Annotated in this window: 18 protein-coding genes; 11 read left to right on the top strand and 7 right to left on the bottom strand. The window is 69.7% G+C overall.

The window, feature by feature from the left end:
- Nucleotides 1-113 precede the first annotated feature (113 nt).
- Nucleotides 114-1,418: an Nramp family divalent metal transporter gene (locus IEY69_RS05920; protein ID WP_444542396.1), complete on the bottom strand. Its 1,305-nt coding sequence runs from the start codon at nt 1,416-1,418 to the stop codon at nt 114-116.
- Nucleotides 1,419-1,542: 124 nt separating this feature from the next.
- Between IEY69_RS05920 and serA the strand changes: the two genes are divergently transcribed.
- Nucleotides 1,543-3,171, top strand: a complete 1,629-nt coding sequence (gene serA, locus IEY69_RS05915) for a phosphoglycerate dehydrogenase (RefSeq protein ID WP_189072149.1) — start codon at nt 1,543-1,545, stop codon at nt 3,169-3,171.
- A 51-nt stretch (nt 3,172-3,222) separates the two neighbouring features.
- On the opposite strand, the gene IEY69_RS05910 is transcribed toward serA, so the two are convergent.
- Together IEY69_RS05910 and IEY69_RS05905 are read right to left on the bottom strand one after the other, a co-directional pair.
- Nucleotides 3,223-4,563 carry an FAD-dependent oxidoreductase gene (locus IEY69_RS05910; RefSeq protein WP_189072148.1) on the bottom strand — a complete coding sequence of 447 codons (1,341 nt, stop codon included), beginning with the start codon at nt 4,561-4,563 and terminating at the stop codon, nt 3,223-3,225.
- Between the two features lie 105 nt (nt 4,564-4,668).
- Nucleotides 4,669-5,562, bottom strand: a complete 894-nt coding sequence (locus tag IEY69_RS05905) for a CAP domain-containing protein (RefSeq protein ID WP_189072147.1) — start codon at nt 5,560-5,562, stop codon at nt 4,669-4,671.
- A 123-nt stretch (nt 5,563-5,685) separates the two neighbouring features.
- On the opposite strand from IEY69_RS05905, the gene IEY69_RS05900 reads away from it, so the two are divergent.
- From IEY69_RS05900 to IEY69_RS05890, 3 genes are all read left to right on the top strand, one after another.
- Nucleotides 5,686-6,849, top strand: a complete 1,164-nt coding sequence (locus IEY69_RS05900) for an aminotransferase class V-fold PLP-dependent enzyme (protein ID WP_189072146.1) — start codon at nt 5,686-5,688, stop codon at nt 6,847-6,849.
- A gap of 148 nt (nt 6,850-6,997) precedes the next feature.
- Nucleotides 6,998-7,528, top strand: coding sequence for a MarR family winged helix-turn-helix transcriptional regulator (locus IEY69_RS05895; RefSeq protein WP_229783661.1), 531 nt, complete (start codon nt 6,998-7,000; stop codon nt 7,526-7,528).
- A complete protein-coding gene (locus tag IEY69_RS05890; RefSeq protein ID WP_189072145.1) occupies nt 7,525-9,405 on the top strand; it encodes an MDR family MFS transporter in 1,881 nt (626 codons plus the stop codon). The genes IEY69_RS05895 and IEY69_RS05890 overlap by 4 nt, the downstream gene beginning before the upstream one ends.
- A 68-nt stretch (nt 9,406-9,473) precedes the next feature.
- On the opposite strand, the gene IEY69_RS05885 is transcribed toward IEY69_RS05890, so the two are convergent.
- Entirely contained in the window at nt 9,474-9,668 is a 195-nt protein-coding gene (locus tag IEY69_RS05885; RefSeq protein ID WP_189072144.1) for a hypothetical protein, read from the bottom strand.
- Between the two features lie 160 nt (nt 9,669-9,828).
- On the opposite strand from IEY69_RS05885, the gene IEY69_RS05880 reads away from it, so the two are divergent.
- The 4 genes from IEY69_RS05880 (at nt 9,829) to IEY69_RS05865 (ending at nt 14,581) form a co-directional block, all read left to right on the top strand.
- The gene (locus IEY69_RS05880) at nt 9,829-11,016 is read left to right on the top strand and encodes an alanyl-tRNA editing protein (protein WP_189072143.1); all 1,188 of its coding nucleotides are present in this window, start codon (nt 9,829-9,831) and stop codon (nt 11,014-11,016) included.
- A gap of 58 nt (nt 11,017-11,074) precedes the next feature.
- On the top strand, nt 11,075-12,925 hold the full coding sequence (locus tag IEY69_RS05875) for a WD40 repeat domain-containing protein (protein ID WP_189072142.1): 1,851 nt from the start codon (nt 11,075-11,077) through the stop codon (nt 12,923-12,925).
- Nucleotides 12,926-13,060: 135 nt separating this feature from the next.
- A complete protein-coding gene (gene deoD / locus IEY69_RS05870) occupies nt 13,061-13,768 on the top strand; it encodes a purine-nucleoside phosphorylase (protein ID WP_189072141.1) in 708 nt (235 codons plus the stop codon).
- Between the two features lie 180 nt (nt 13,769-13,948).
- Nucleotides 13,949-14,581 (top strand): hypothetical protein, encoded by a 633-nt coding sequence (locus tag IEY69_RS05865; protein WP_189072140.1) that lies wholly within the window; start codon nt 13,949-13,951, stop codon nt 14,579-14,581.
- Between the two features lies 1 nt (nt 14,582).
- Here IEY69_RS05865 and IEY69_RS05860 read toward each other — a convergent pair whose 3' ends face one another.
- From IEY69_RS05860 to IEY69_RS05850, 3 genes are all read right to left on the bottom strand, one after another.
- Entirely contained in the window at nt 14,583-15,254 is a 672-nt protein-coding gene (locus IEY69_RS05860) for a hypothetical protein (protein ID WP_189072139.1), read from the bottom strand.
- A 41-nt stretch (nt 15,255-15,295) separates the two neighbouring features.
- Nucleotides 15,296-16,591 carry an RsmB/NOP family class I SAM-dependent RNA methyltransferase gene (locus tag IEY69_RS05855; RefSeq protein ID WP_189072138.1) on the bottom strand — a complete coding sequence of 432 codons (1,296 nt, stop codon included), beginning with the start codon at nt 16,589-16,591 and terminating at the stop codon, nt 15,296-15,298.
- Between the two features lie 87 nt (nt 16,592-16,678).
- Nucleotides 16,679-17,920 carry an MFS transporter gene (locus IEY69_RS05850; RefSeq protein WP_189072137.1) on the bottom strand — a complete coding sequence of 414 codons (1,242 nt, stop codon included), beginning with the start codon at nt 17,918-17,920 and terminating at the stop codon, nt 16,679-16,681.
- A gap of 576 nt (nt 17,921-18,496) precedes the next feature.
- Between IEY69_RS05850 and IEY69_RS05845 the strand changes: the two genes are divergently transcribed.
- The 3 genes from IEY69_RS05845 to IEY69_RS05835 all read left to right on the top strand — a co-directional run bounded on the left by IEY69_RS05845 (nt 18,497) and on the right by IEY69_RS05835 (nt 22,722).
- Nucleotides 18,497-19,678: a sugar ABC transporter substrate-binding protein gene (locus tag IEY69_RS05845; RefSeq protein ID WP_046842334.1), complete on the top strand. Its 1,182-nt coding sequence runs from the start codon at nt 18,497-18,499 to the stop codon at nt 19,676-19,678.
- A 279-nt stretch (nt 19,679-19,957) separates the two neighbouring features.
- A complete protein-coding gene (locus tag IEY69_RS05840; protein ID WP_189072136.1) occupies nt 19,958-21,355 on the top strand; it encodes an ABC transporter permease subunit in 1,398 nt (465 codons plus the stop codon).
- Nucleotides 21,352-22,722: a sugar ABC transporter permease gene (locus IEY69_RS05835; RefSeq protein WP_189072135.1), complete on the top strand. Its 1,371-nt coding sequence runs from the start codon at nt 21,352-21,354 to the stop codon at nt 22,720-22,722. Before IEY69_RS05840 ends, IEY69_RS05835 begins: the two co-directional genes overlap by 4 nt.
- Nucleotides 22,723-22,759 lie beyond the last annotated feature (37 nt).

The raw sequence follows: 22,759 nt of genomic DNA, 5'->3' as shown, positions 1-22,759 counted from the left end.
CGGCCCCCTTCACGCGACAGGTGTCCACCCGATCATCCGGTCCTGACCTGAGCCCTCGCTGCGGTCTCTCCGGGGAGGTCGAGGGTCTTGATCAACGCTCCTGCCGACCGCACTCAGTTCGTGAACGCTCCCCACAGCAGGTACACGTTCAGGCCGATGATGATGCTCGCGAACAGCCAGCCCAGCCCGGTCACGAGGGGCCTGCTGGTCAGGACGCCCATCACGTCGCGCCGCGCGGTGAACAGCAGCAGCGGCACGAGCGCGAACGGCACCCCGAACGACAGGATCACCTGCGACAGCACCAGCACGTCCGTGGGGTTCAGGCCCAGCAGGATCACGATGAATGCCGGGAGCATCGTGATCGTGCGCCGCAGCCACAGCGGAATGCTGAAGTTCACGAAGCCCTGCATGATCACCTGCCCGGCCATGGTGCCCACCGCGCTGCTGCTCAGGCCGCTGGCGAGCAGCGCGATGGCGAACGCAGTCGCGGCCGCCGGTCCCAGCAGGGGCGTCAGCGTGCGGTACGCGGTTTCCAGGTCCCCGGCGTTCTCAACACCCTTGCCGTAGAAGGTGGCGGCGGCGACGGCCAGCATGCTCATGTTGATCAGGCCCGCCACGCCCATCGAGGCGATCACGTCCACGCGGTTCAGTCGGCTCAGGCGCAGTTTCTCGTCGTCGTTGCGGGTCGGCACTCGGCCCTGCGTCAGCGCGGAGTGCAGGTAGATGACGTGCGGCATGACCGTCGCGCCGATGATCCCCACGGCGAGGTACACGCTGTCCACACCCTGAAAACTGGGAATGAACCCGCGCCCCAGCTCGGCCAGGGCGGGGTGGGCCAGCACGAACTGCGTCAGGTACGCCACCCCGATGATGGACACGAACCCCCCGATGACCAGTTCCAGCGGGCGGAAGCCCCGGCGCTGGATGGTCAGCAGCCAGAAGGTCAGGACGGCCGTGATGCTCGCCCCCCAGATCAGCGGCAGGCCGGTCAGCAGCTGAATGGCGACCGCCGCACCCAGAAACTCCGCGAGGTCGGTCGCCATGGCGACGATCTCCGCCTGCACCCAGTACAGCCACACGACCGGGCGCGGCCAGCGTTCCCGGATGGTCTCCGGCAGGTTCTTCCCGGTGGCGATGCCCAGTTTCGCGCTCAGGTTCTGGATCAGCATCGCCATCAGGTTCGCCGCGAGGATCACCCACAGCAGCGCGTACCCGAACTGCGCGCCGCCCTGGATGTTCGTGGCGAAGTTGCCGGGGTCCATGTACGCGATGGACGCGATTACGGCCGGGCCGAGGAACGGCAGGATGCGGGCCAGACCGCGTTTCTCGGATTGGCGGGAGAGGACGGCCTCGGCGCGGCGGGTCATGCGGTCGTCCAGGCTGCCGGCGCTGGGGGGTTCGGGTGGAGGCAGGCTCATCGAAGCGCATCTTAGGCGGCCCTAAAAAAAATTGTCCACTGCCGCCCCCGTCATCCCAAGAAACCCGCAACCTCCCCCTAGCCAATTCAGCGCCGCGCCCGGCCCCGGCGCGTACCCTCGGGGCATGACCGCCACCGCCCCCACCCAGGCCGACCAGACCGCCGCCGCGCCGCTGCGCGTCCTGATCTGCGACGAGATGAACCCCGGCGACCTGAACCACGACGGCTTTCAGATCGACTACCAGGGCAACATGGACCGCGCCGAGACGCTGCGCCGCCTGCCGGACTACGACGCGCTGATCACCCGCAGCCGTACCAAGGTGGACCGGGAACTGATTGACGCCGCCGGACCCCGCCTGAAGGTCATCGGGCGCGGGGGCGTCGGCGTGGACAACATCGACCTCGACTACGCCAGCCTGCGCGGCCTGTTGGTGCTGAACGCCCCGGAAAGCAACAATGTCTCGGCGGCGGAACTGGCCGTCATGCACCTGATGGCCGCCGCGCGCGGCCTGACCCGCAGCGACAGCAAGACCCGCGCCGGGCAGTGGGACCGCAAGTACCTGGGCCTGGAACTCAAGGACAAGACCCTGGGCATCGTCGGCCTGGGGCGCATCGGCAGCATCGTCGCGGACCGCGCGCAGGGCCTGCGCATGAACGTCGTCGCATTCGACCCGTACGTGCCGGACAGCAAATTCGAGCGGCTGGGCGTCACCCGCGCCGCCACGCTGGACGAGCTGCTCGCGCAGGTGGACGCCATCACGGTGCACACCCCCCTGACCGACGAGACGAGCGGCATGATCGGCGCCGAGCAGCTCGCCCGCCTGAAGAAGGGCGCCATCGCCGTGAACGCCGCGCGTGGCGGCATCATCGACGAGCAGGCCCTCGTGGACGCCCTGCACAGCGGTCACCTGTTCGCCGCCGGGGTGGACGTGTTCGTGGACGAACCCCCCGCGCCCAACCACATCTTCCTGGGCGCCCCGAACCTGGGCATCACCGCGCACCTGGGCGCGAACACCTTCGAGGCACAGGAACGCGTCGGCGCGGAGATCGTCTCCCGCGTCCTCGACGCGCTGCACGGCGACGTCAGCAAGGGCGCCGTGAACGCCCCCGCGCTGGACGCCAAGACCATGGAGGCGCTCGGCGGGTACCTGAAACTCGGGGAGAAGCTGGGCCGCGTCCTCGCGCAGCTGCTGCCCGGCGCGCACGACGTGGAAGTCACCTTCCGCGGCGAGTTCCCCGCCGACCCCGCCCCAGTCGTCACGAGCGTGCTGGTCGGCTACCTGTCGGGCAGCACCGACGAGACGCCCAACATGATCAACGCCCGCGCCCTGGCCAGGGAACGCGGCGTGAACCTCGCCATCCGCGAGGAGGGGGACAGCCCCGACTACCAGACCGAGGTCATCGTGAAGGTCACGGGCGGCGCGAAGGGCGAGAAGGAACGCACCCGCACCGTCGGCGGCACCGTGTTCGGCCGCAACCCCCGCCTGACCCGCCTGCGCGACTTCCGGGTGGAACTCGAACCCGAGGGGTTCATCTTGATCGCCAGCAACCAGGACAAACCCGGCGCGGTCGCCAAACTCAGCACCCTGCTCGGCAGCTGGGGCGTGAACATCGCCGGGATGGCCCTGGGCCGCGCCGAGAAGGGCGGACAGGCGCTGTTCACCCTGACCCTCGACGACGCCCTGACCGCCGAGCAACTCGATCAGGTCCGCGCACTGGACGTCATCGACAGCGCGTACCTCGTCCGGGCGTAAACCGGACAGAGCTCACGGCCCGCTTCCCGGTGGAGGCGGGCCGCGCCATGATCACACCAGTTTGTGCAGGCGGTCCGCGGCGACCAGCAGCACGTCCCACACGCTGCTGAAGGGTGGGGCGTACGCGAGGTCGGCGTCGAAGAGGTCCTGCGCGGTGGCCCGCTCGCCCAGCAGGGCCGCAACGACGTCCACCCGTTTGACGCTGAGGTGGTTCTCGCCGATCAGCTGCGCGCCCAGCAGGCGGCCTGATCCCTTCTCGGCGGTCAGGCGGACGTGGATGGGGCGGCTGGTGCGGTGGTACCCGGCGTGGTCGGTGCTGCTGACGTCCACGCTGACGGCGTTCAGGCCCAGGGCCTCGGCGTCGGTCTGCGTGAGGCCGGTGCGGGCCACGCCCAGGTCGAAGGCCTTGAAGATCCCGGTGCCGACCACGCCGGGGAAGCGCGCGTCGCCGCCCGCCATGTTCACCCCGGCGATGCGGCCCATGCGGTTCGCGGTGAGGCCCAGGGGGATGTGCACGCGGCGGCGCGTGACGCGGTGCACGCTCTCGGTGTTGTCCCCTGCCGAGTAGATGCCGCTCACGCTGGTTTCCTGCCGGGCGTTCACGGCGACCGCGCCGGTTTTTCCCAGCCGTACGCCTGCCGCCTTCGCCAGTCCCACGTTCGGTTTCACGCCGACCGCCACGACGACCAGATCGGCCCGCACGAGGCCCTGGTCGGTCTGCACGCCACTCACGCGGCCCTTCCCAGTCAGGCCCTGCACGGTCACGCCGCAGCGGACGTCCACACCATTGCGTTCCAGTTCGGCGCGCACGCGGCGCTGATGTTCGGGGTCCAGCATGCGCCCCGCGACCTCCGACCCCTTCTCCAGAAGCACGACGCTCAGCCCGCGTGACCGCAGCGCCTCGGCCAGTTCCAGTCCGATGTACCCGCCGCCCACGATGCAGGCCCGTTTCGCACCCCTCACGCTGGCGTCCAGCGCCTCGCCGTCCGGGATGTCCCGCAGGACGTGCACGCCGCCCAGGGGCGTGACCGCCCAGTCGGGCCGGATAGGGGAGACTCCGGTCGCGATGAGCAGCCGGTCGTACGGCTCCGTGCAGGACTGTCCGGTGGCGCGGTCGGTCACGGTGACGGTCGCGGCCCCTGAGTCCACGCCGGTCACGTCGTGGTGCAGGCGCACGCCGATGCCCCGCGCGCGCATCTGCTCGGGCGTGCGCGCGATCAGCCGCTCGAAGGACTCGACCTCACCGCCGATCACGTACGGCAGGCCGCACGCGCCGTAACTGATCTGGTCTCCCCGTTCGAATACCACGATGCTGGCGTCCGGGTTGAAGCGGCGGGCCCGACTGGCCGCGCTCATCCCGGCCGCCACGCCGCCCACGATCACGATTCGCATGCCGCAGCCTAAGGCGCGCGGGGGCGGATGCGGGTGCCGCGCGCCTTCATGGAACCCCGAGCGGTCCCAGCGTGTCAGGCGGTCCTGGCGCGGGGCGTGCGCGGGTCAGCGGCCGAAGTCCTGCACCCAGTACGTGGCGAACACGGTGTCCGCCGTGCCGTTGCCCATGGCCGCGCCGAACTCCCGCCACTCGGGATTCATCAGGGTCCGGCAGTGCCCGGGGCTGTCCAGCAGGGTCTGCAGGGCGTCCTCGGGGGTGGTGGCGTCGTAGGCGGCGTTCTCACCCACGTCCGCGCCCAGGTAACCGGCCGCCTGCGCGCGCAGGTGGGGGGTACTGCCGGTCTGGGGATTGATGTGCCCGCGGAAGTTCAGGCGAATCAGGTCGCCCAGGTGCGTCTGTGCGGACGTGGCCAGCTGGTCATTCCAGCGCAGCGGCGCGGCGCTGTGGAACAGCTCGTCACCGCAGCGCTGCCCCTGGCGGCGGGCCTCGTTCGTCAGGGCCAGGAAGCGGTCCAGCCACGCGCGGGGATCGTCTGCCTCGATCTGCGCGGGCGTCACGGCGACCAGCGCGGCCCGGCCGTCCTGCACGGCCACGCCGTACCGGGTGAAGCCGACGCGCAGAGCGCACTGGTTGGCCAGGGCCTGCAGGACGGCCGGAGCGCGGCCCAGTTTCGGCAGCACGAACTGATTGGCCCTCTGGGCGCGGACCCGGGCGCTCTGCAGTTCGCTTTTCAGCGAGTACCCCCGGGCGACCCGCGCGGCCACGGCGTCCAGGGTAGCGTCACGCCGGGCGGTCTGCCCGCAGGCGCGGAAGTCAGCCTGCACGAGCAGGTCGAAGAGGTCGGCGCTGTCCACCACGGCGTTCGCCTCGACCGGCTGGCCGCCGGGCAGGGTCAGGGGAAGCGGGGTGGCCTGGGGGACGGTGGTGGTCTGCGCGGCGCCCAGGCCGCCGAACCCGAGGCAGCCCGTCAGCAGGATGGAGGCGAGGCGGCGGATCATGGCCCTATTTCATCAAGAAAATCCCACACTGTCCTCACACGTTGCCCATGAACCGTGGATTTTCTCACGGCTGAATGCACAGGCCAGCCGCAGCCGCACTGGGCGGCCCCTAAGATGCAGGGCATGAGCGACGCTGCCCGCCCGGACCACACGCCCCTGAACCGCGAACGCCTGATCGCGCCCGGTCCCGTCGAGGTCGCGCCGAACGTCCTGGCGGAACTGGCGCAGCCGCAGATGCACCACCGCGCGCAGGCCGGGATCGCCAAGCTGATGGAAGCCCGCGAGAAACTCACGCGGCTGCTGGGCGACCCCTACGACGCCGTCATCACCACCAGCAGCGGCACCGGCGCGTTCGAGGGCGCGCTGGTCAGCACCACGCCCGGCGGCGCGAAGGTCGTGAACGCCCAGGCCGGGAAGTTCAGCGAACGCTGGGGCGAGATGGCCCGCCGCTTCGGGTACGACACCACCCTCGTATCGAAACCCTGGGGTGAGGTCCTCGACCCGCAGGAGGTCGCCGACGCCGCCCGGGACGCGCACACGCTGCTCATCACGCACAGCGAGACGAGCACCGGCGCCCTGCACGACCTCGAAGCCATCGCGCGGGCCGCGAAGGCGCAGAACCCGGACCTGATCATCATCGCCGACGGCATCACCTCGTACGGGGTGGCGGAACTGCGCCCCGCCGCGTGGGGCGTGGACGTCATCGTGTCCGGCAGCCAGAAGGGCACCGCCACGCCCCCCGGGCTGGGCTTCGTGCTGTTCAGCCCGGAAGTCCAGGCCCGCATGATCCAGAACCCGGAACGCGGCTTCTACCTGGACATGACCCGCGAACTGGCCGGGCAGAAGGCCGGGAACACCCCGCAGACCCCGGCTATCAACCTGATCTACGCCCTGAGCACGGCGCTGGACCGCCTCCTGAGCGTGCCGCTGGACGTCCTGTGGGCCGAGCAGCGCCGCAAGACCGACGCGCTGATCGCCGCCGGGACCGCGCTGGGCGCGCCTGCCTGGGCGCCGCGGACCAGCCCGGCCGTGGCGGTCCTCACGCCGCCCGCCGGGATCACCGGGCGGCAGGTGGCCGCCCAGCTGGCCGCGATGGGCCAGCGCGCCCTGCCGGGCCAGGCGCCGCACGAGGACACGGTGTTCCGCGTGAGCACTATGGGCTACGCGGACCGCTACGACGCACTGGCGATCGCCGGGATTCTGGAGGACGCCTTCCACGCGCTGGGCGTGCCGGTCGAGCGTGGCGCGGCGGTGCAGGCCGCCTGGAACGCGCTGAAGCCAAGCTGACAGGGAGGGGGAGAGGGGCGGTCCGGAGGCGGGCCGCCTCTGCCGTTCTGTGCCGGGCGTTCCAGTTGGGTAGGCCAGATGGCCAACCCTTCGAAAGATGTGGGGCGTTTCACCTTCTTGAGAGTGAGACTGTTGCAACCTTCGAAGCATGATGCCTCCCGGACAGCCACCCCCTCCTGACCCTGCCGACACCGGACCCGCCCAGCTGAGCCCCGAACACGTGCAGGCCGCCGAAGCCTTCGGCCGGACCATGAAACGCCTGCACCGGCTGATCAGCAGTCGCGTCATGCGGGGCATGCAGGACGAACTGCTCGAATGGGACCTGAGCTTCTCGCAGATCACCGCCATGCACCAGCTGCGCGCCCGCGCCCCCATGACCGTCACGCAGCTCAGCGAACTGACCCGCCTGAGCGTCCCGGCCGTCAGTCACCTCGTCGAGCGCCTCGTGAAACGCGGCCTCGCGCAGCGCACCGAGAACCCCGAGAACCGCCGCGAGAAACTCGTGGACCTCACCGACGCCGGGCGCGACATCGTGGGCCGCATGGACAGCGAATTCGTCAAGGCGTACGTCACCGCCTTCCAGGCCCTGCAACTGGACACCGTCCAGGCCGCCACCCTCCACCTCCAGCGCGTGCTGGACGAACTCGAACCCACCTACTCCTGCCAGGAGCACCCATGAGCGCACACACCGCCGAACCCGAAGGGCGCATCGACTACGCCAAGACCCTCGACCTGCCCACCAAACGCCTGATCCTCTTCGGCGTGCTGCTGGGCCTGTTCCTCAGCGCGCTGGACCAGACCATCGTGTCCACCGCCATGCCCCGCATCACGCAGGACCTCAACGGCCTGAGCCTGTACTCGTGGGTGACCACCGCGTACCTCCTGACGAACACCGCGCTGGTGCCCATCTACGGGAAGCTCTCGGACCTGTACGGCCGTAAACCCATCCTGATGCTGGGCATCGTGATCTTCCTGATCGGCAGCGCCCTGTGCGGCCTGGCTGGTGAGCCCTTCCTGGGCAACCTGTTCGGCGGCGGCATGATGCAGCTCGTCGTGTTCCGCGGCCTGCAGGGCGTCGGGGCCGCCGCTCTTGGCTCGGTGGCGTTCGCGATCATCGCCGATCTGTTCGAACCCGTCGACCGCCCCCGCTACCAGGGCCTGTTCGGCGCCGTGTTCGGCCTGAGCAGCGTCATCGGACCGCTGCTGGGCGGCTTCCTGACCGACCAGGTGTCGTGGCGCTGGGTGTTCTACGTGAACCTGCCCATCGGCCTGATCGCCCTGGCGTTCATCGCCAGCAAGATGCCCCGCCTCGCCAGCGGCCTGCAGGCCAAAGTCGACTGGCTGGGAGCCTTCCTGATCCTCGTGTTCACCGTGCCGCTCCTGCTGGCCCTCACCTGGGGCGCCGACGGCAACTACGCCTGGACCAGCCCGCAGATCCTGGGCCTGTTCGGCCTGAGCGCCGCCAGCCTCGTCGCGTTCCTGTTCGTCGAGAGCCGCCACGAGAGCCCCATCCTGCCCCTCACGCTGTTCAGGAACCCCACCTTCGCCTGGGGCGCCCTGGCCCGCTTCATGATCGGCGCCGGGTTCCTCGGCGCGATCCTGTTCCTCAGTCTGTACCTCGTGCAGGTGCAGGGCGTCAGCGCCACCGCCGCCGGAACCGCCACCATTCCCCTGACGGTCGGCCTGATCATCGGCGCGATCGGCAGCGGCCAGATCGCCAGCCGCATGGGCCGCTACAAGCCCCTCATGCTGATCGGCCTGATCACCGCCGGGCTGGGCTTCTTCGCGCTGAGCACCCTGAACGCCGACAGCAGCTACAACAGCGTCGTGTTCCGCATGGTGCTGCTGGGCCTGGGCCTCGGCCCCGCTCTGCCGCTGTACACCACCGCCCTGCAACTGGCCGTCAAGCCCTGGGAGATCGGCGTGGCCACCAGCGCCGGGCAGTTCTTCCAGCAGATGGGCAGCACCATCGGCACCGCCATCTTCGGCGCGATCCTCACCGCCGGGGTCAGCAGCAACCTCGCCACGCAGTTCGCCGCGCAGGCCGCCAGCAACCAGGGCACCGTCGCCACCACCCTCCAGAAGATCAGCGACGACATCCGCAGCGGCAACGCCCCCACCGGCGACCGCAACGCCACCCCCGAGAAACCCGCGGACATTCAGGCCCGCTTCGCCACGCTGCGCAAGAACCTCACGGCCGCCATCGAGACCGGCGATCCGCAGGCGGTGACGGCCCTCAAGAACGACCCCTTCATCAGGTCGCTGCCCGCCCCCGCGCAGGCTCAGTTCACGAACATCCCCCAGGGCGGCGTGCCCGCCCCGGCCCGCGAGCAGGTCCTGGCCGGTGCGCTGAGCGGCGTGAACGACGGCGAGAAGATCACGCTCGCCAGCGCCCGAGCCGGGAAGGTCGCGTTCGCGGACACCATCAGCTCCATCTACCGCTACTCGATCATCGTCGCTGCCCTCGCGTTCCTGGCGACCCTGATGATGCCGAACCTGGAAATTCCCCGCCGCGCCAAGGGCGAACGCCCCCAGCCCGCCCACGTCGAGATCTGACCATTCCCCACATGCAATCGCCCCGGCCGGAGTGGTCGGGGCGACTACTGCTGGGGATTCAGGGTGGATCAGCGGACGGGCGGGTCACCGGCGGGCGGGTCGCGGCGCTTGGTGCTGGTCACCCCGGCGAGAATCCCCAGGCCGAGCAGCACGACCGCGCCGATCAGCGTGTACGTCTGGGGCCACGCGAAGGCGTTTCCGGCGATGAACAGCGCCACGATCAAGACGATGATTCCGATCATGTAGATTCCGAAGTTCGACATACGGTCCTCCTGAGCATGAGGGCGAACGTCCGCCCCAACTGAGTGAATCCAGTGTAGAAGCCGCTGCCTGACGCTGCCGAAAGGAAAGATTCAGCGGCTCTTATGGGGCACTTCACGCGACCTTGGGCTGAAATTGAAGTCCCGCGTTACCCTGAGCGGGATGACCCGCCCCCTGTACCACGACAGCACCCGGATGACCTTCACCGGGACCGTCACGCACGTCCAGAACCACGAGATCGCGCTGGACGCCACCGCCCTGTACCCCGACGCGGGTGGGCAGGCGGCCGACACCGGCACCCTCCGCTGGGACGGCGGCGCAGCCCGCGTGACCGGCAGTCGGCGGGACAGGGCGACCGGGCTGATCTGGCACGCGCTGGACGGTGCGCTTCCCCCGGTCGGGCAGGCCGTTGAGGGCGAGGTGGACGAAGGCCGCCGCTGGCGGCACATGCAGCGGCACAGCGCCGAGCACCTGCTCGCCCAGGCGTTCGTGCAGGTGAATCCAGTGTTCGAGGTGGTCGCCGTGAACATGAACGCCCCGGAGTGCACCATCGACCTGAGCGGCGACCCGGCCGAATCGCACGTCCGCGCCGCCGAGGCGCTGCTGCGCGAGGTCATGGGGCGCGAGGAGCTGACCCTGGACACGCCCGTGGTGCCGGAGGCTGACCTGCCCCACTACCCCCTGCGGCGCGAGTCGAAGGTGCGGGGCGACACGCGGCTGGTCATCTACCGCCGCGCGGACGGCACGCCGTTCGACGTGAGCGCCTGCGGCGGCACGCACGTCCCGCGCGCCAGCATGGCCGCCCCGGTCGTGATCCTGCGCACCGAACGCATCAAGGGCGGCGTGACCCGCGTGACGTTCATGGCGGGCGAGGAGGCCGCCGAGTACCTGGGCGGCGTGTACGCCGACGCGCGGCGTCTGGCGCAGGGGTTCAGCGTGCCGGTCGAGCGGCTGCCGGACCGCGTGGACGCCCTGACCGCCGAGCGCGCCGCGCTGACCGCGCAGGTCGAGGCGCTGCACGCCACGCTGGCCCGCTCCACCCGCGACCGCACGACCCCGGAAGTGCATGGAGACGTCACCCTGCGCGTCGTGACGCTGGGGGACCCGGCCGGACTTCAGGCGGCCCTGACGGACCTCCCGCCCGGCGAGGTCGTCGTGGCGGTCACCGACGCGGGTCGCGTGGGCATCGGCAGCGCGCACCCGGCCGTGAACGCCGGAGGCGTGCTGCGCGCCGCGCTGACCGCCAGCGGCGGCAAGGGAGGCGGGCGACCCGACCTCGCGCAGGGCAGCACCCCGGACGTTCCTGCGTTCACTCGCGCCCTGCGCGAGGCCCTCACCAGCTCCACCTGAACCCTGCGGGTGCGGAACTGTCCCCACAACTGTCCCGCCCCGTTCCTACAGTGCAGGCATGACCCGACCCCGGCGCGCGCACCTGACGGCCCTGAAACTCGCCACCCTGACCCTCGCCCTGACCGCCGCCGCCGCGGAGGCCGCCAGCCTGAAGGTCGCCGCGTCGTACCGCCTGAACGGCGCGAGTGCGAACGACGCCGTGTGGTTCCCGAACGGCAGGCGGTTCGCGGTGGCGACCGACAACACCGTCACCATCGTGGACGCCGCGCAGCCCGACCGGGCCGCCCAGACGCTGCGCGGCCCGACCGAGACCATCACGTCCGTCAGCGTCAGCCCCGCCGCTGACCTCGTGGTCGGACTGAGTAACGGCGTGGCGTACGCGTGGCAGCTCAGCAACGGAACACTCCTGAACACCTTCGACACCCTCAACGCGACCTCCGCGCAGTTCCGCGCCGACGGTCAGGTGATCCTCGTGCTGGACACCACCGACGCGAACCTCGCCGTACTCTGGAACCCCCGGACGGACGCGGACCGGCAACTGAATGAAGGCGTGCTCGACATCGTCACGTCCCGGGACGGTCAACGCGCCGTCGCTGCCGACGGCAAGGGCCGCGTCACCCTCTGGGACCCGGTCGCGTGGAAGCCGCTCGGCCAGGCGCTGCCCTGCAAGACCCTCTACGCCCTGGTCATCGCCCCGGACGGCAGCGCCGGAGCGGCCAGCTGCGAGGATCGCAAGGGGCTGATCCTGCGACAGGGAGCGAACCGGACCGTGACCCTCAGCGGAGAGCGTGCCGCGCTGGCCTTCGCCACACCCACCGATCTGTACGCCAAATCGGGAACGAAGCTCCAACGGTGGAATGTGCAGACCGGACAGGGCGAGACTCCCGTGGACTACTTTGCCGGCGCGCGCCTGATCATCGCGCCGGACGGGAAGACCGTCATCGGCCTGAGCCGGAACTGGCCCGCCCGCCTGTCCACCCTGACCCGCCCGGACGACGCCCGCCGGCTGAATTTCCCCGCGGCTCGCGTCAGCGACAGCGGGTACCTGAACGGCGTCCCGGTCGCCGCCCTGACCGACGTGGGATACCGCCTGTCCGCCACGCCGCAGGTCGTCACCGAAGACGAATCGTGGCTGCTGTCCATCGCGTCCGCCGCCGGGGAAGGCTTCGGGGTGCTGGAAGACGAACAGGACTTCGAACCCTACCTGGCGCTGCTGGGCGCGCAGGGCTTCGACACCACGGACGACCTGTACGAGATCGACCTGAGCGAAGCCGAGCGCCTCACCGCCAGCCCGGACGGCAGGGTGGCCATCGTGAACTCCGGATCGCACGCCGAACTGTTCGACGCCACCGGCAGGAAAATCTTCGGCCTGTCCATCGAAGCGCTGGAGGACCTGGACGTCGACCCGGACGACACGTTCCTGGACGCCGCCGCAAGTGCCGGGGGCAAGGTGCTGGCCCTGATCACGCAGGGAGGGCACGCCCTGCGGATCGACACGTCCAGCCGGGAACTGATCAGTCAGGCGCAGTTCCCCCGGGACGCCACCCCCGCCCTCCTGGCCAGCGCCCCGGACGGCACCCTGGCCGTCACGGTCCGCCGCGCCGGCGAGCAGCAGATCTGGCTGTTCCGCGGAGAGGACACCACCCCGTACCGGCAGGTCACGCTGGACGGCTCGGTGGAGGACCTCGCCTTCAGCCCCGACGGCACGCACCTCGCCGTGAACGCCTCCGGCGAGCTGCCGCACGTGCTGGTCCTGCGCGTCAGTGACGGACAGGATGTCGCCCGCAGCCCGAAACTGTCCATGTACGACGGCGGCCTCACCTGGAACGCAGCGGGGACGCAGCTGCTCGTCGGGCGCGGTCAGTTCGGCACGGACAGCGCCGCCACCCTCCTGACCTTCCAGCGCTGACCGCCCACGCAGAGGCATCAAGGGCCGCTCTCGATGCCTCTGAATCGAACAAACCGGGCATGCTGCGCCGCAGGGCGGGCCGCTGAACCCGCAGGACATTCACAGCCGCGCCGGAACTTGATAGGCTCAGGGGTCATGAGTATTCACCTGAACGCTGAACCCGGCCAGATCGCCGAAACCGTCCTCCTCCCGGGCGACCCGCTGCGCGCCAAGCACATCGCCGAGACGTTCCTCACCGACCCCGTCCTGCACAACACCGTGCGCGGCATGCACGGCTACACCGGCACGTACAAGGGCAAGCGCGTCAGCGTGCAGGGCACTGGCATGGGCATCGCCAGCTCCATGATCTACGTCAGCGAACTCATCACCCAGTACGGCTGCAAGAACCTCATCCGCGTCGGCACCGCCGGCAGCTACCAGGCGGACGTGCACGTGCGCGACATCGTCCTGGCGCAGGCCGCATGCACGGACAGCAACATCAACAACATCCGCTTCGGCGCGAAGAACTACGCCCCCATCGCCGACTTCGACCTGCTGATGCGCGCCTACCAGATCGCCCGCGAACGCGGCCACACCACCCACGTCGGCAACATCATGAGCAGCGACACCTTCTACCACGACGACTTCGACCAGTACAAAATCTGGGCGGACTACGGCGTGCTGGCCGTCGAGATGGAAGCCGCCGGGCTGTACACCCTGGCCGCCAAACACGGCGTGAAGGCCCTGACCGTCCTGACCATCAGCGACCACCTCGTCACCCGCGAGGAAACCACCGCCGAGGAGCGCCAGCTGACCTTCAACGCCATGATCGAGATCGCGCTCGACGCCGCGCTCGGCGAGTAACCCAAGCCTCCCGTGACCGGGCCGCCCCGCGCGGCCCGGTCATCTGCGTGTTCAGTGGTCCGGGCACGGCGGTAGCGTTGGGCATGCCCCGCTGGACTTTCCGGTATCCGCGCCACGCCGTGTCCCCCGGCCCCTGGTGGGCACGCGCGCGCGCATGGCCCTGCACCTGCTGCGCCCGCAGTGGTCCTAGCGGGGGGGCGACCTGCTCGCCCCCTGCGAGACCTGCGCTGGCCGCCCGGCGTGGTCCCGCTGGGCGTGTACCGCGACCTGACGGGAGCCCGGCACGTCCGGCTGCGGGTACCCAACGCGCCCGCCACGCAGTTTCAGACGTGGGAGGCGGTCCGTGACGCGCTCCTCGGCTCGGGGCTGCCGGTCCGGTCCAGCGGGGCCGTGGGTTTCGACGTGCAGGCCGACCTCTTCGACCTGGGCGGTTCCCTGCTGGGGATCGGCTCACCCCATCGGGGCGTGCTGGACCTCCCGCTGCTCGACCCGGTGGACGCCCCGCTGCCCAGGCCGGGCCTCTCTCTGGGTGGCGTGCCGGGTCGGCCCTCCGGTGGCGCACCTCTGCTGCTGCTCCCGGCAGACCATGACCTGCACGGCCACCTGACCCGCTGGCAGGCGGAAGCGGCCGCGCAGGGCTGGGCTACCCGCCTTCCACTGAGCGGGGACAATCAGGTGCTGTTGACCTTCACGCGGGCGCCGTCCACCGTGACCCTGACCGGGGTGCGGCTGGATAGCGGCGCGTGGGGCTTCACGCTGGAGCGCGACACCTGGGAGTACCTGCACCTGATGTCCAATATCCAGTCGCTGTGAATCAGAAGTCCCCGTCGGCGGGGAACAGGGTGCTGGTCAGCATGGAGTACCCCAGAGCTGTGGCGGCGTCGGTGCGGGTGCCGAGGGTGGTCATGACGGCGCGTCCCAGTGCCTCGTACTGGCTGACCAGGGCCTTCCACTCGGCGGCGTTGTACGTGGAGTAGGTCTCGTCCGGTCCGGGCTTGTAGGCGCGCAGGGTGGCCACGTACGCGGCATGGTCGCGGCGGGCCTGCGCGATCACGGTGGCGTAGCGCTGGCCGGTCTGTGCGCCCAGGGTGGTGCGGGCCAGCGCGGCGAGGCCCGCGAGCTGCTCCTCGATCATGGGGAACGAGCGGGGCACCGCGTGCCCGTACAGGGTGCCGCCGCCCGCGCGGATGCCCGCGAACTGACCCTCCAGTGCCCGCAGCTGCCGCGCCTGCCTCCGCAGTCCGTCGATGCGGGCGCTGAGTTTCGGGTTTCCGCTCAGGCTGCGTCTGAGCGCGGCGGCGCGGCACTCGGACCAGTCGAACGCGGCGTTGTCCTCGGCCGCCTCGGACCAGCCGTCCATGGCCAGTGTGGCGTAACTGCTGCTGTCCACAGCATTCGCCAGGGCGCAATTGGCGGGAGTCTGCGCCGAGGCGGGTGCGACCACGGACAGCAGCGCGGTGACGGTCAGGGCAGGCAGGAGGCGCATGGCCCCAGCCTACCCTGACCCTCGGGTCAGTCCCGCTGGCCTCAGGCCTGTCGCTGCATCCGCGCGATGAAGAAGCCGTCCACGCCGCCGACCGGGACGGTCAGCACGCCCGGCCCGGCGGGCACGGTGGGGACCTCCAGGTCCGGCACGGGCTGCGCCGTGAACTCCGGGTGGCTGTCCAGGAACGCCTGCACGACCTCCGGTCCTTCCTGCGGCGTGACCGAGCACACCGAGTACACCAGCGTCCCGCCGGGCTGCACGAGCGCGGCGGCGTTCGGCAGCATCCGCGCCTGAAGCTGCGCCATCTCCTGCACGGCGTCCGGCGTGAGGCGCAGCTTGATCTCCGGGTGGCTGCGCAGCGTGCCGCTGCCGGTGCACGGCGCGTCGAGCAGCACGGCAGGCGCGGCTTCGGCGGGCAGCGGCTGGGTCAGGTCGTGCGTGATGAACTGCGCGGTCAGGCCCAGCCGCTTCAGGTTCGTGCGGGCCTGGGCGTGCTTGCGTTCGATGACGTCCACGCTGGTCACCTGCGCGCCGCGCGTGGCGAGCATCGCGGCCTTCACGCCCGCCCCGCCCGCCAGGTCCAGCACCCGCGCGCCCTGCACGTCACCCAGCGCGTCCACGCAGGCGAGGCTGGCCGGGTTGATCGGCTGCGCCTGTCCCCGCTGGAACGCGGTGGTCTGCCGCAGCGGGCGGTCGAGCGCGACGCGGTCCACGCCCTGCACGGTGCCCTCCAGGACGCTGCCCTCGTCCTCCAGCGCGCGGACGCCCGCGTCGCTGAGGCTCAGCCACAGCGGCTGCGGTTCCAGCAGGTCCGCGAGCACCGCGTCCGCCTGCGCTCCGTACGCGCGGCGGTACACGTCCGCCAGCCACCTGGGCATCTCGTCGGGGACGACCTCGTCGGGGCTCAGGGTTTCCAGGCGGCGCAGCACGGCGTTCACCAGTCCGGGGGGCGCCAGCCGCGCGCCGCGCGCGAGGTTCACGTACTCGCTGACGACCGCGTGCGGCGGGGTGCCCAGGAACAGCCGCTCGAACGCCCCGGCCAGCAGCACGGCGCGGGTTTTCGGGTGCGTGTCGCCGGACAGGCGCGCGTCGAGCGCGCGGGTGAGGCTGGGTGCGTGGCGCAGCGCGCCGTACACGACGTGCGTGGCGAGCCCCGCGTCCCGGGCGGGCAGGCGGGCTTCCTGCAGCGCGGCGTCCAGCGCGGGCGCGGCGAACGCCCCGGCGTCCATGACGCGCAGCAGCACGCGCACGGCGACCTCGCGGGCCGGGTTGAACGGCGCGGGCCGGTCACGGTCAGGGTGGTCGCGGGCGGGACGGGGGCGGCGTGCGTCGGTCATCCGGGCAGTGTACGCGCGGCCCGGCAGGACGTCCAAGTCAGGCGGCCCCCACCCCGGCGTCCGGGGGGAGGCCGCAGGTGGGTGCATTCAGGTGGCGGCAGGCTGCACCTTCGGCCGGATCAGCAGCATGACGGCCAGCAGGGCCAGCAGGATGCTGCCGCTCAGGACGTACGGCGCGGCGTGACTGACCGTCTGGTACAGCCCGGTGCTGATCAGCGGGCCGGTCATGCGGCCCAGGGCCAGCGCGCTGCTGTTCAGGCCCGCGACGGTGCCCTGCTGGTTCTCGCCCGCAGAGAGGCTCAGGCCCGCGCTGAGGCTGGGGCTCAGGATGGCGCTGCCGACGCCCACGACCGCCAGGGCCAGCGTGATCGGCCAGAACGTCTGCGCGGCGGGAACCAGCAGCATCCCGGCGCCCATGATCAGCAGCCCGGCGGCCACCAGGGGCGTGGTGGGCAGTTTCTTCGCCAGGGGGCGGATCGCGCCGCCCTGCACGAGCGCCGCGACCAGCCCGAACACGGTCAGCATGATGCCCACCGCGCGCGCCGCGCCCTCCGGGGTCAGGCGCAGGGTGTCCTGCACGTAGAACCCGATGGTCTGCTCCATGCCGACGCTCGCCAGAGTGGACAGGGCGCTGACGGCCAGCAGCAGCAGCACGGTGGGCTGCGAGAGCAGCGCGCGGCGGCTGCCCTTCGCGGCCACCTTGGCGCCGCTCACGCGGGTTTCGGGCAGGGTGCGCCACGCGACGAGCGCGGTGACCAGGCCCAGCGCGGCGCTGAAGAAGACCGGCGCGGTCAGGCTGAGGCCGCTCAGGGCCGCGCCGATGGCCGGGCCGAACACGACGCCCAGGCCGAACGCCGCGCCGATCAGGCCCAGGCTGGCGGCGCGGTCCTTGGCGCTGCTCAGGTCGGCCATCATGGCCTGCGCGGTGGGCAGCGTGGCGCTGGAGAGCACCCCACCGATCACGCGCGAGGCGACGAGCAGGACGAACAGCAGGGTGCCGCTCAGCGCGCCATTCAGGCCTGCCTGGGCCAGCACGCCGAAGAGCCCGAAGCTGATCGAGAAGCCCACGAGGCCCATCAGGAGGATGGGTTTGCGGCCCACGCGTTCGCTGCGGTTCCCCCAGATGGGCGAGAAGACGAACTGCATCAGGGAGTAGGCAGTGGAGAACCAGCCGGTCTGTGTCTCGGTCAGGCCGAGCTGGCGGCCCAGTGGGGCGATGATCGGGAACAGGACGCTCAGGCCCAGCATGGCGATGAAGATGGTCAGAAACAGGATCAGTTTTGTTCGCCCGGTGTTGACCCGGGCGGGGGAGGGGGCGGCGGACGACATGGGGCGAAGTATACGCCCGCACCCTGACCGACCGGTCAGGACAGAACGGCAATCCGGTCCGTCGGCGCCCAGACGGTGCGGCCCTACCGGCTGTCTCCCGGGGATGCCGGTTCCGTCGCGCTGTGAATTGGGATCAGGCCCTGCACGAATGCGTGGAGCGCGGCACATGGGGCTGCTGGCTCTCAGGTGCTGTCGTGGAACGTGCGGCTGTCTAACCGGCTTCCACGGGTTCCACGCACCTGGGGGATACCCAAAGCGCGGATGAGACCGTTAGGATTCTGTGAACCGCTTCCAGTTTCACTTTTGTTCGCACTGGTACCAGAATGCCGGCCCGGGTCATCCGCCCCGGGCGCCAACTGATTTCTTCCTGACTGGGACGGTGAAATTGTCGGTGTCACCCCATTGTCAGGACACCGGTTGAGGCTTATACTGTCGTTCGAGCAACCAGAAGAATCACCCGTCGCGGACGCTCAGCCGTGTCGACTCCGGGCGCCTCCCTGCCGTGGAAGGCCGATGGAATCAAAGTTGATCCCTCGAAATGGAAGCGATTCACAGTCGCGCCATGTAAGGAGACCTATGAAGAAAGCTCTGACCATCCTGTCTCTCGCGCTGCTCGGCCAGGCCAGCGCCGCCACCATCACCGTCTGGACTCACTTCGGTGACAGTGAACTGGCGTGGCTGCGCGCACAGGCCGCCGACTTCAAGGCCAAGACCGGCAACACGGTCAACATCGTCAGCGTGCCCTTCGGCGAGATGACCGACAAGTTCATCCAGAGCGCCCCCAAGGGCCAGGGCCCCGACCTGCTGACCACGCAGCCCCACGACCGCCTCGGTCAGCTGGCCGCCGCCGGCGTGATCGAGCCCATGGACAAGTACGTCACCAGCCGCACCGACCTGGACAAGACCGCCCTGAACGCCATGACCTACCAGGGCAAGCTCTTCGGCGTCCCTATGTTCGCCGAAGCGGTCGCCGTCGTGTACAACAAGGCCCTGGTGCCCACTGCCCCCACCACCTGGAGCGCCTTCCTTGCCGCCGCCCAGAAGAACACCGGCAGCGGCAAGTTTGGCTACCTCGCTGACCTGAGCAACGCCTACATGCAGTACGGCATCATCAGCGCCTACGGCGGCTACGTCTTCAAGAACAACGGCGGCACCCTGAACGTCAAGGACGTGGGTCTCGCCAACGCCGGCGCCGACAAGGCCAGCGCGTTCCTGAACGATCTACGCTACAAGTACAACCTCGTGCCCGAAGGCGTCAACGGCGACGCCGCCAAGAGTGCTTTCGTGCAGGGCCGCCTCGGGATGTTCCTCACCGGTCCCTGGGACATGGGCGACATCAAGAAGGCCAACATCAACTACGGCATCATCCCCTTCCCGACCCCTCCCGGCGCCACCGGCAAGTGGAGCCCCTTCGTGGGCGTGCAGGGCACCATGCTGAACTCCTACAGCAAGAACAAGGTGGCCGCCGCGCAGTTCGCCAAGCAGATCAGCTCCTCCGACGCCCAGGTCGCGTTCAACAAGGCCGGCGGCCGCATCCCCGCCAGCCTCAGCGCCCGCACCAAGCTCAAGGCCGACCCGGTCGTGCAGGGCTTCGGCAAGACCATCAGCATGGGCACCCCCATGCCCAACGTGCCCCAGATGGGCGCCGTGTGGGGCCCCTGGAGCAACGCCATCGCGCAGAGCGTCCAGAAGTCCGGCCAGAACTACGGCCAGATCCTCGACAAGGCCGTCCAGGAAATCAACAGCAACATCAAGTAACCCGCCTGGAGGTGGGGCGAGCATGACCACAACCTCGCTCCACCCGGGCCACTCAGGACGCGGAGGGACGGTGCGCCGGACAAGGCGTATCGTCCCCCCGCGTTCTGACTGTCATGGCGTTCCCAGCCGCCGGGCCGCCGCTGGAACCGCGCCCCGCCAGATGTCTTGATGAGCACCCTCGCTGCCCCCGAGGCAGCGGCGTTACCTTACTGCAATCTGATTTCAATCCGGACGTGCCCGGCGCGCCTGCCCCCACGTCCGCCTGGAGGCCCCCACGAGATGACCACCCTGTCCCCACCCCGCTCCCGCACCGCCGTGCCCCCCCAGGGCTCACGCGGCATCCTGCTGGCCCTGCTGATCCTGGCCGCCCTGATGGGCGCGTCCGTGCTCATCGGGTGGCTGCTGTCCACCCTGGCTGCTCAGGTCGTGCCCGGTGCCCCCGCCTACCTGCTGCTGGTCTTCACGGTGGTGTCGCTGCTGGTGCTCGCACCATTGACCCACCGCGCGTTCCCGTGGATCACGAACTGGTTCTACCTGCTGCCCGCGCTGGTGTTCATCCTGGCATTCACGGTACTGCCGGTCGTGCTGACCGTGAACTACGCCTTCACGAACTACAGCGGGCAGAACAGCGGCAATCCCGACAGCGCCGCCCGTCAGGCCGCCACCCTGAGCGCTGACCGCCGCTCAGTTACGGTGCCTGGCCTCAAGGGCAGCGCGCAGGCATACCTGAACTGCGCCGCCCCCAGCTGCGCCGGGGCAACCCTGGTGCTGTACGACGAGGACGCCAGCGTCCCGTACCGCGTGAAGGTCACCTCCGCGCAGGACAAGACCTTCACGCTGGCCGTCCCCGCTCCCGAGGCTCTACAGGTCGCGCAGGTCACCCGCGTGAACCGGATCAGTTATGTGGGCCTCGCCAATTTCCAGGAGATCTTCGGGAAGGCCAGCCGCGCCCTGTGGCCGGTGTTCCTCTGGACGGTCATCTTCGCGTTCAGCACCATCATCCTGAATTCGGTCGCGGGCCTGATCCTGGGCATCCTGCTGTACAACAAGCGCCTCAAGGGCCGCAACGTGTACCGCACGCTGCTGTTCCTGCCCTGGGCGATCCCCACCGTGATCAGCGTGCAGATGTGGGTCGCGCTGTTTGACCAGCAGTTCGGCATCGTGAACAAGAGCCTGGGTCTGCTGGGCATCGTCGCGATTCCCTGGCTGAACGACCCGCTGTGGGCCAAGATCAGCATCCTGGTGGTGAACCTGTGGCTGGGCTTCCCGTACATGATGACCGCCACCATCAGCGCCCTGAGCACCATCAACGACGACCTCTATGAGGCCGCCGAGATCGACGGCGCCAGCCGCTGGCAGCAGATCACCGGCATCACCCTGCCGCTGCTGCGCAACTCGTTCACGCCGATCCTGCTGTCGGGCTTCGCGTTCAACTTCAACAACTTCGGGATCATCTACCTGCTCACGGCCGGCGGCCCCGCCCAGGAAGGCCGCGAGAGCACCGCGCAGAGCACCGACATCCTGCTCTCGTGGGGATACAACACCGCGTTCGTGTCGGCTGGCGGACAGAACTTCGCGCTGGCCAGCGCCATCGCGCTGATCATCTTCTTCCTGACCCTGGCGATCAGCATCGTGAACTTCAAGGCCGCCGGCGTGTTCGAGGAGGCCCGCAAATGACCACCGCACCCAACAACCTCCCACCCGGCGGCTACGTCCACCGCGAGCCCTCTGCCCTACGTCAGGCGCTGCCCTGGATCATCGGGGTGGTCATCCTGGCCCTGCTCGGCTGGCTCGGGTACGCGCTGGTCGACAACCTGAAAGACAACCAGAAGAGCTTCTCGATTTTCTTCGTGGAACGCGGCTGGGTGCGCTTCCTGCTGTTCCTGCTGGCCGCCAGCGGCGTGCTGGCCCTGACCAGCCTGCTGGGGCAGCGGATCGGCATGGCCCGCACGGGCCGCCGCATCAGCTACGCGGCGGTGCTGGGTGACCAGCTGACCCACCTGTTCCTGATCCTGGTCGTCCTGATCGCCATCTACCCGCTGTTCTACGTGCTGATCGCCGCGTTCGACCCGCGCAACAGCCTGTTCGCCTTCCCGGACTTCGGGAACCCGAACATCTTCTACAAGACCGGCCTGCTGCCCGACCTGAAGCAGCTGAACCTGGAGAACTTCGCCAAGCTGTTCGAGGGCGTCACCATCCCCGCGTGGCAGCTTCTGCTCGCCGTGATCGGCGGGGCCGCGCTGGCCGCCACGCTGATCTCCCTGATCGTCAGCAAGGTCGGGCGCGACACCGACGCCCTGGCGAATGTGCGCGCCTGGGGCCTGCGCGTGCTGGTCGCCGCGCTGGCCGTACTCGTGATCTTCATGGGCCCAGCGCAGTTCACGGGCGGCAGCAACGAGAGCAAGTTCCTGCTCTCCGTGCGCAACACCCTGCTGGTGTCCGGCCTGACCGGCGTGCTGGCCATCCTGCTGTCCACGACGGCCGGATACGCCATGGCCCGCCTGCGCTTCCCGGGCCGCTTCCAGATGCTGCTGTTCTTCATCTTCATCCAGATGTTCCCGGTGTTTCTGGCGCTCGTCGCGGTGTTCAAACTCCTGACCGACCTGGGCCTGGGCAACACCTTCGCCGGGCTGATCCTGGCGTACTCCGGCGGCGCGATCGCCTTCAACACCTGGATCTTCAAGGGCTACGTGGAAAGCCTCCCCGAGTCGCTGGAGGAAGCGGCAATGGTGGACGGCGCGACCCGCTGGCAGACCTTCACGCGCGTCGTGCTGCCCCTGTCGCGCGGGATGCTGGTGTTCATCTTCCTGAACCAGTTCATCGGCACGTACGCCGAGTTCATCCTGGCCAGCATCCTGATGACCGGCGTGGAGCACTGGACGGTCGGCGTGATGCTCCGCTCGTTCACCAGCGGCCAGTTCAGCACAAAGTGGGGCGTGTTCGCCGCCGCCGCCACGCTGGGCGCCCTGCCGATCGTGGGGCTGTTCTACGGCTTCCAGAACTTCTTCGTCGGCGGCGCGGTCGCCGGGGGTGTCAAGGAGTAACGCGCTTCACATCCCACAGGCGGGAGGAGTACGGTGC

This window comes from Deinococcus sedimenti (genome assembly GCF_014648135.1).
GTDB classification, from domain to species: domain Bacteria; phylum Deinococcota; class Deinococci; order Deinococcales; family Deinococcaceae; genus Deinococcus; species Deinococcus sedimenti.
The sequence above is the reverse complement of the archived record's forward strand: the minus strand, read 5'-3'. Positions and strand labels throughout refer to the sequence as shown.

Excerpts from the sequence above, each read along its gene's own strand:
- IEY69_RS05920 (WP_444542396.1), bottom strand. The coding sequence starts at position 1,418 with ATGAGCCTGCCTCCACCCGAACCCCCCAGCGCCGGCAGCCTGGACGAC.
- serA (WP_189072149.1), top strand. The coding sequence starts at position 1,543 with ATGACCGCCACCGCCCCCACCCAGGCCGACCAGACCGCCGCCGCGCCG.
- IEY69_RS05910 (WP_189072148.1), bottom strand. The coding sequence starts at position 4,563 with ATGCGAATCGTGATCGTGGGCGGCGTGGCGGCCGGGATGAGCGCGGCC.
- IEY69_RS05905 (WP_189072147.1), bottom strand. The coding sequence starts at position 5,562 with ATGATCCGCCGCCTCGCCTCCATCCTGCTGACGGGCTGCCTCGGGTTC.
- IEY69_RS05900 (WP_189072146.1), top strand. The coding sequence starts at position 5,686 with ATGAGCGACGCTGCCCGCCCGGACCACACGCCCCTGAACCGCGAACGC.
- IEY69_RS05895 (WP_229783661.1), top strand. The coding sequence starts at position 6,998 with ATGATGCCTCCCGGACAGCCACCCCCTCCTGACCCTGCCGACACCGGA.
- IEY69_RS05890 (WP_189072145.1), top strand. The coding sequence starts at position 7,525 with ATGAGCGCACACACCGCCGAACCCGAAGGGCGCATCGACTACGCCAAG.
- IEY69_RS05885 (WP_189072144.1), bottom strand. The coding sequence starts at position 9,668 with ATGTCGAACTTCGGAATCTACATGATCGGAATCATCGTCTTGATCGTG.
- IEY69_RS05880 (WP_189072143.1), top strand. The coding sequence starts at position 9,829 with ATGACCCGCCCCCTGTACCACGACAGCACCCGGATGACCTTCACCGGG.
- IEY69_RS05875 (WP_189072142.1), top strand. The coding sequence starts at position 11,075 with ATGACCCGACCCCGGCGCGCGCACCTGACGGCCCTGAAACTCGCCACC.
- deoD (WP_189072141.1), top strand. The coding sequence starts at position 13,061 with ATGAGTATTCACCTGAACGCTGAACCCGGCCAGATCGCCGAAACCGTC.
- IEY69_RS05860 (WP_189072139.1), bottom strand. The coding sequence starts at position 15,254 with ATGCGCCTCCTGCCTGCCCTGACCGTCACCGCGCTGCTGTCCGTGGTC.
- IEY69_RS05855 (WP_189072138.1), bottom strand. The coding sequence starts at position 16,591 with ATGACCGACGCACGCCGCCCCCGTCCCGCCCGCGACCACCCTGACCGT.
- IEY69_RS05850 (WP_189072137.1), bottom strand. The coding sequence starts at position 17,920 with ATGTCGTCCGCCGCCCCCTCCCCCGCCCGGGTCAACACCGGGCGAACA.
- IEY69_RS05845 (WP_046842334.1), top strand. The coding sequence starts at position 18,497 with ATGAAGAAAGCTCTGACCATCCTGTCTCTCGCGCTGCTCGGCCAGGCC.
- IEY69_RS05840 (WP_189072136.1), top strand. The coding sequence starts at position 19,958 with ATGACCACCCTGTCCCCACCCCGCTCCCGCACCGCCGTGCCCCCCCAG.
- IEY69_RS05835 (WP_189072135.1), top strand. The coding sequence starts at position 21,352 with ATGACCACCGCACCCAACAACCTCCCACCCGGCGGCTACGTCCACCGC.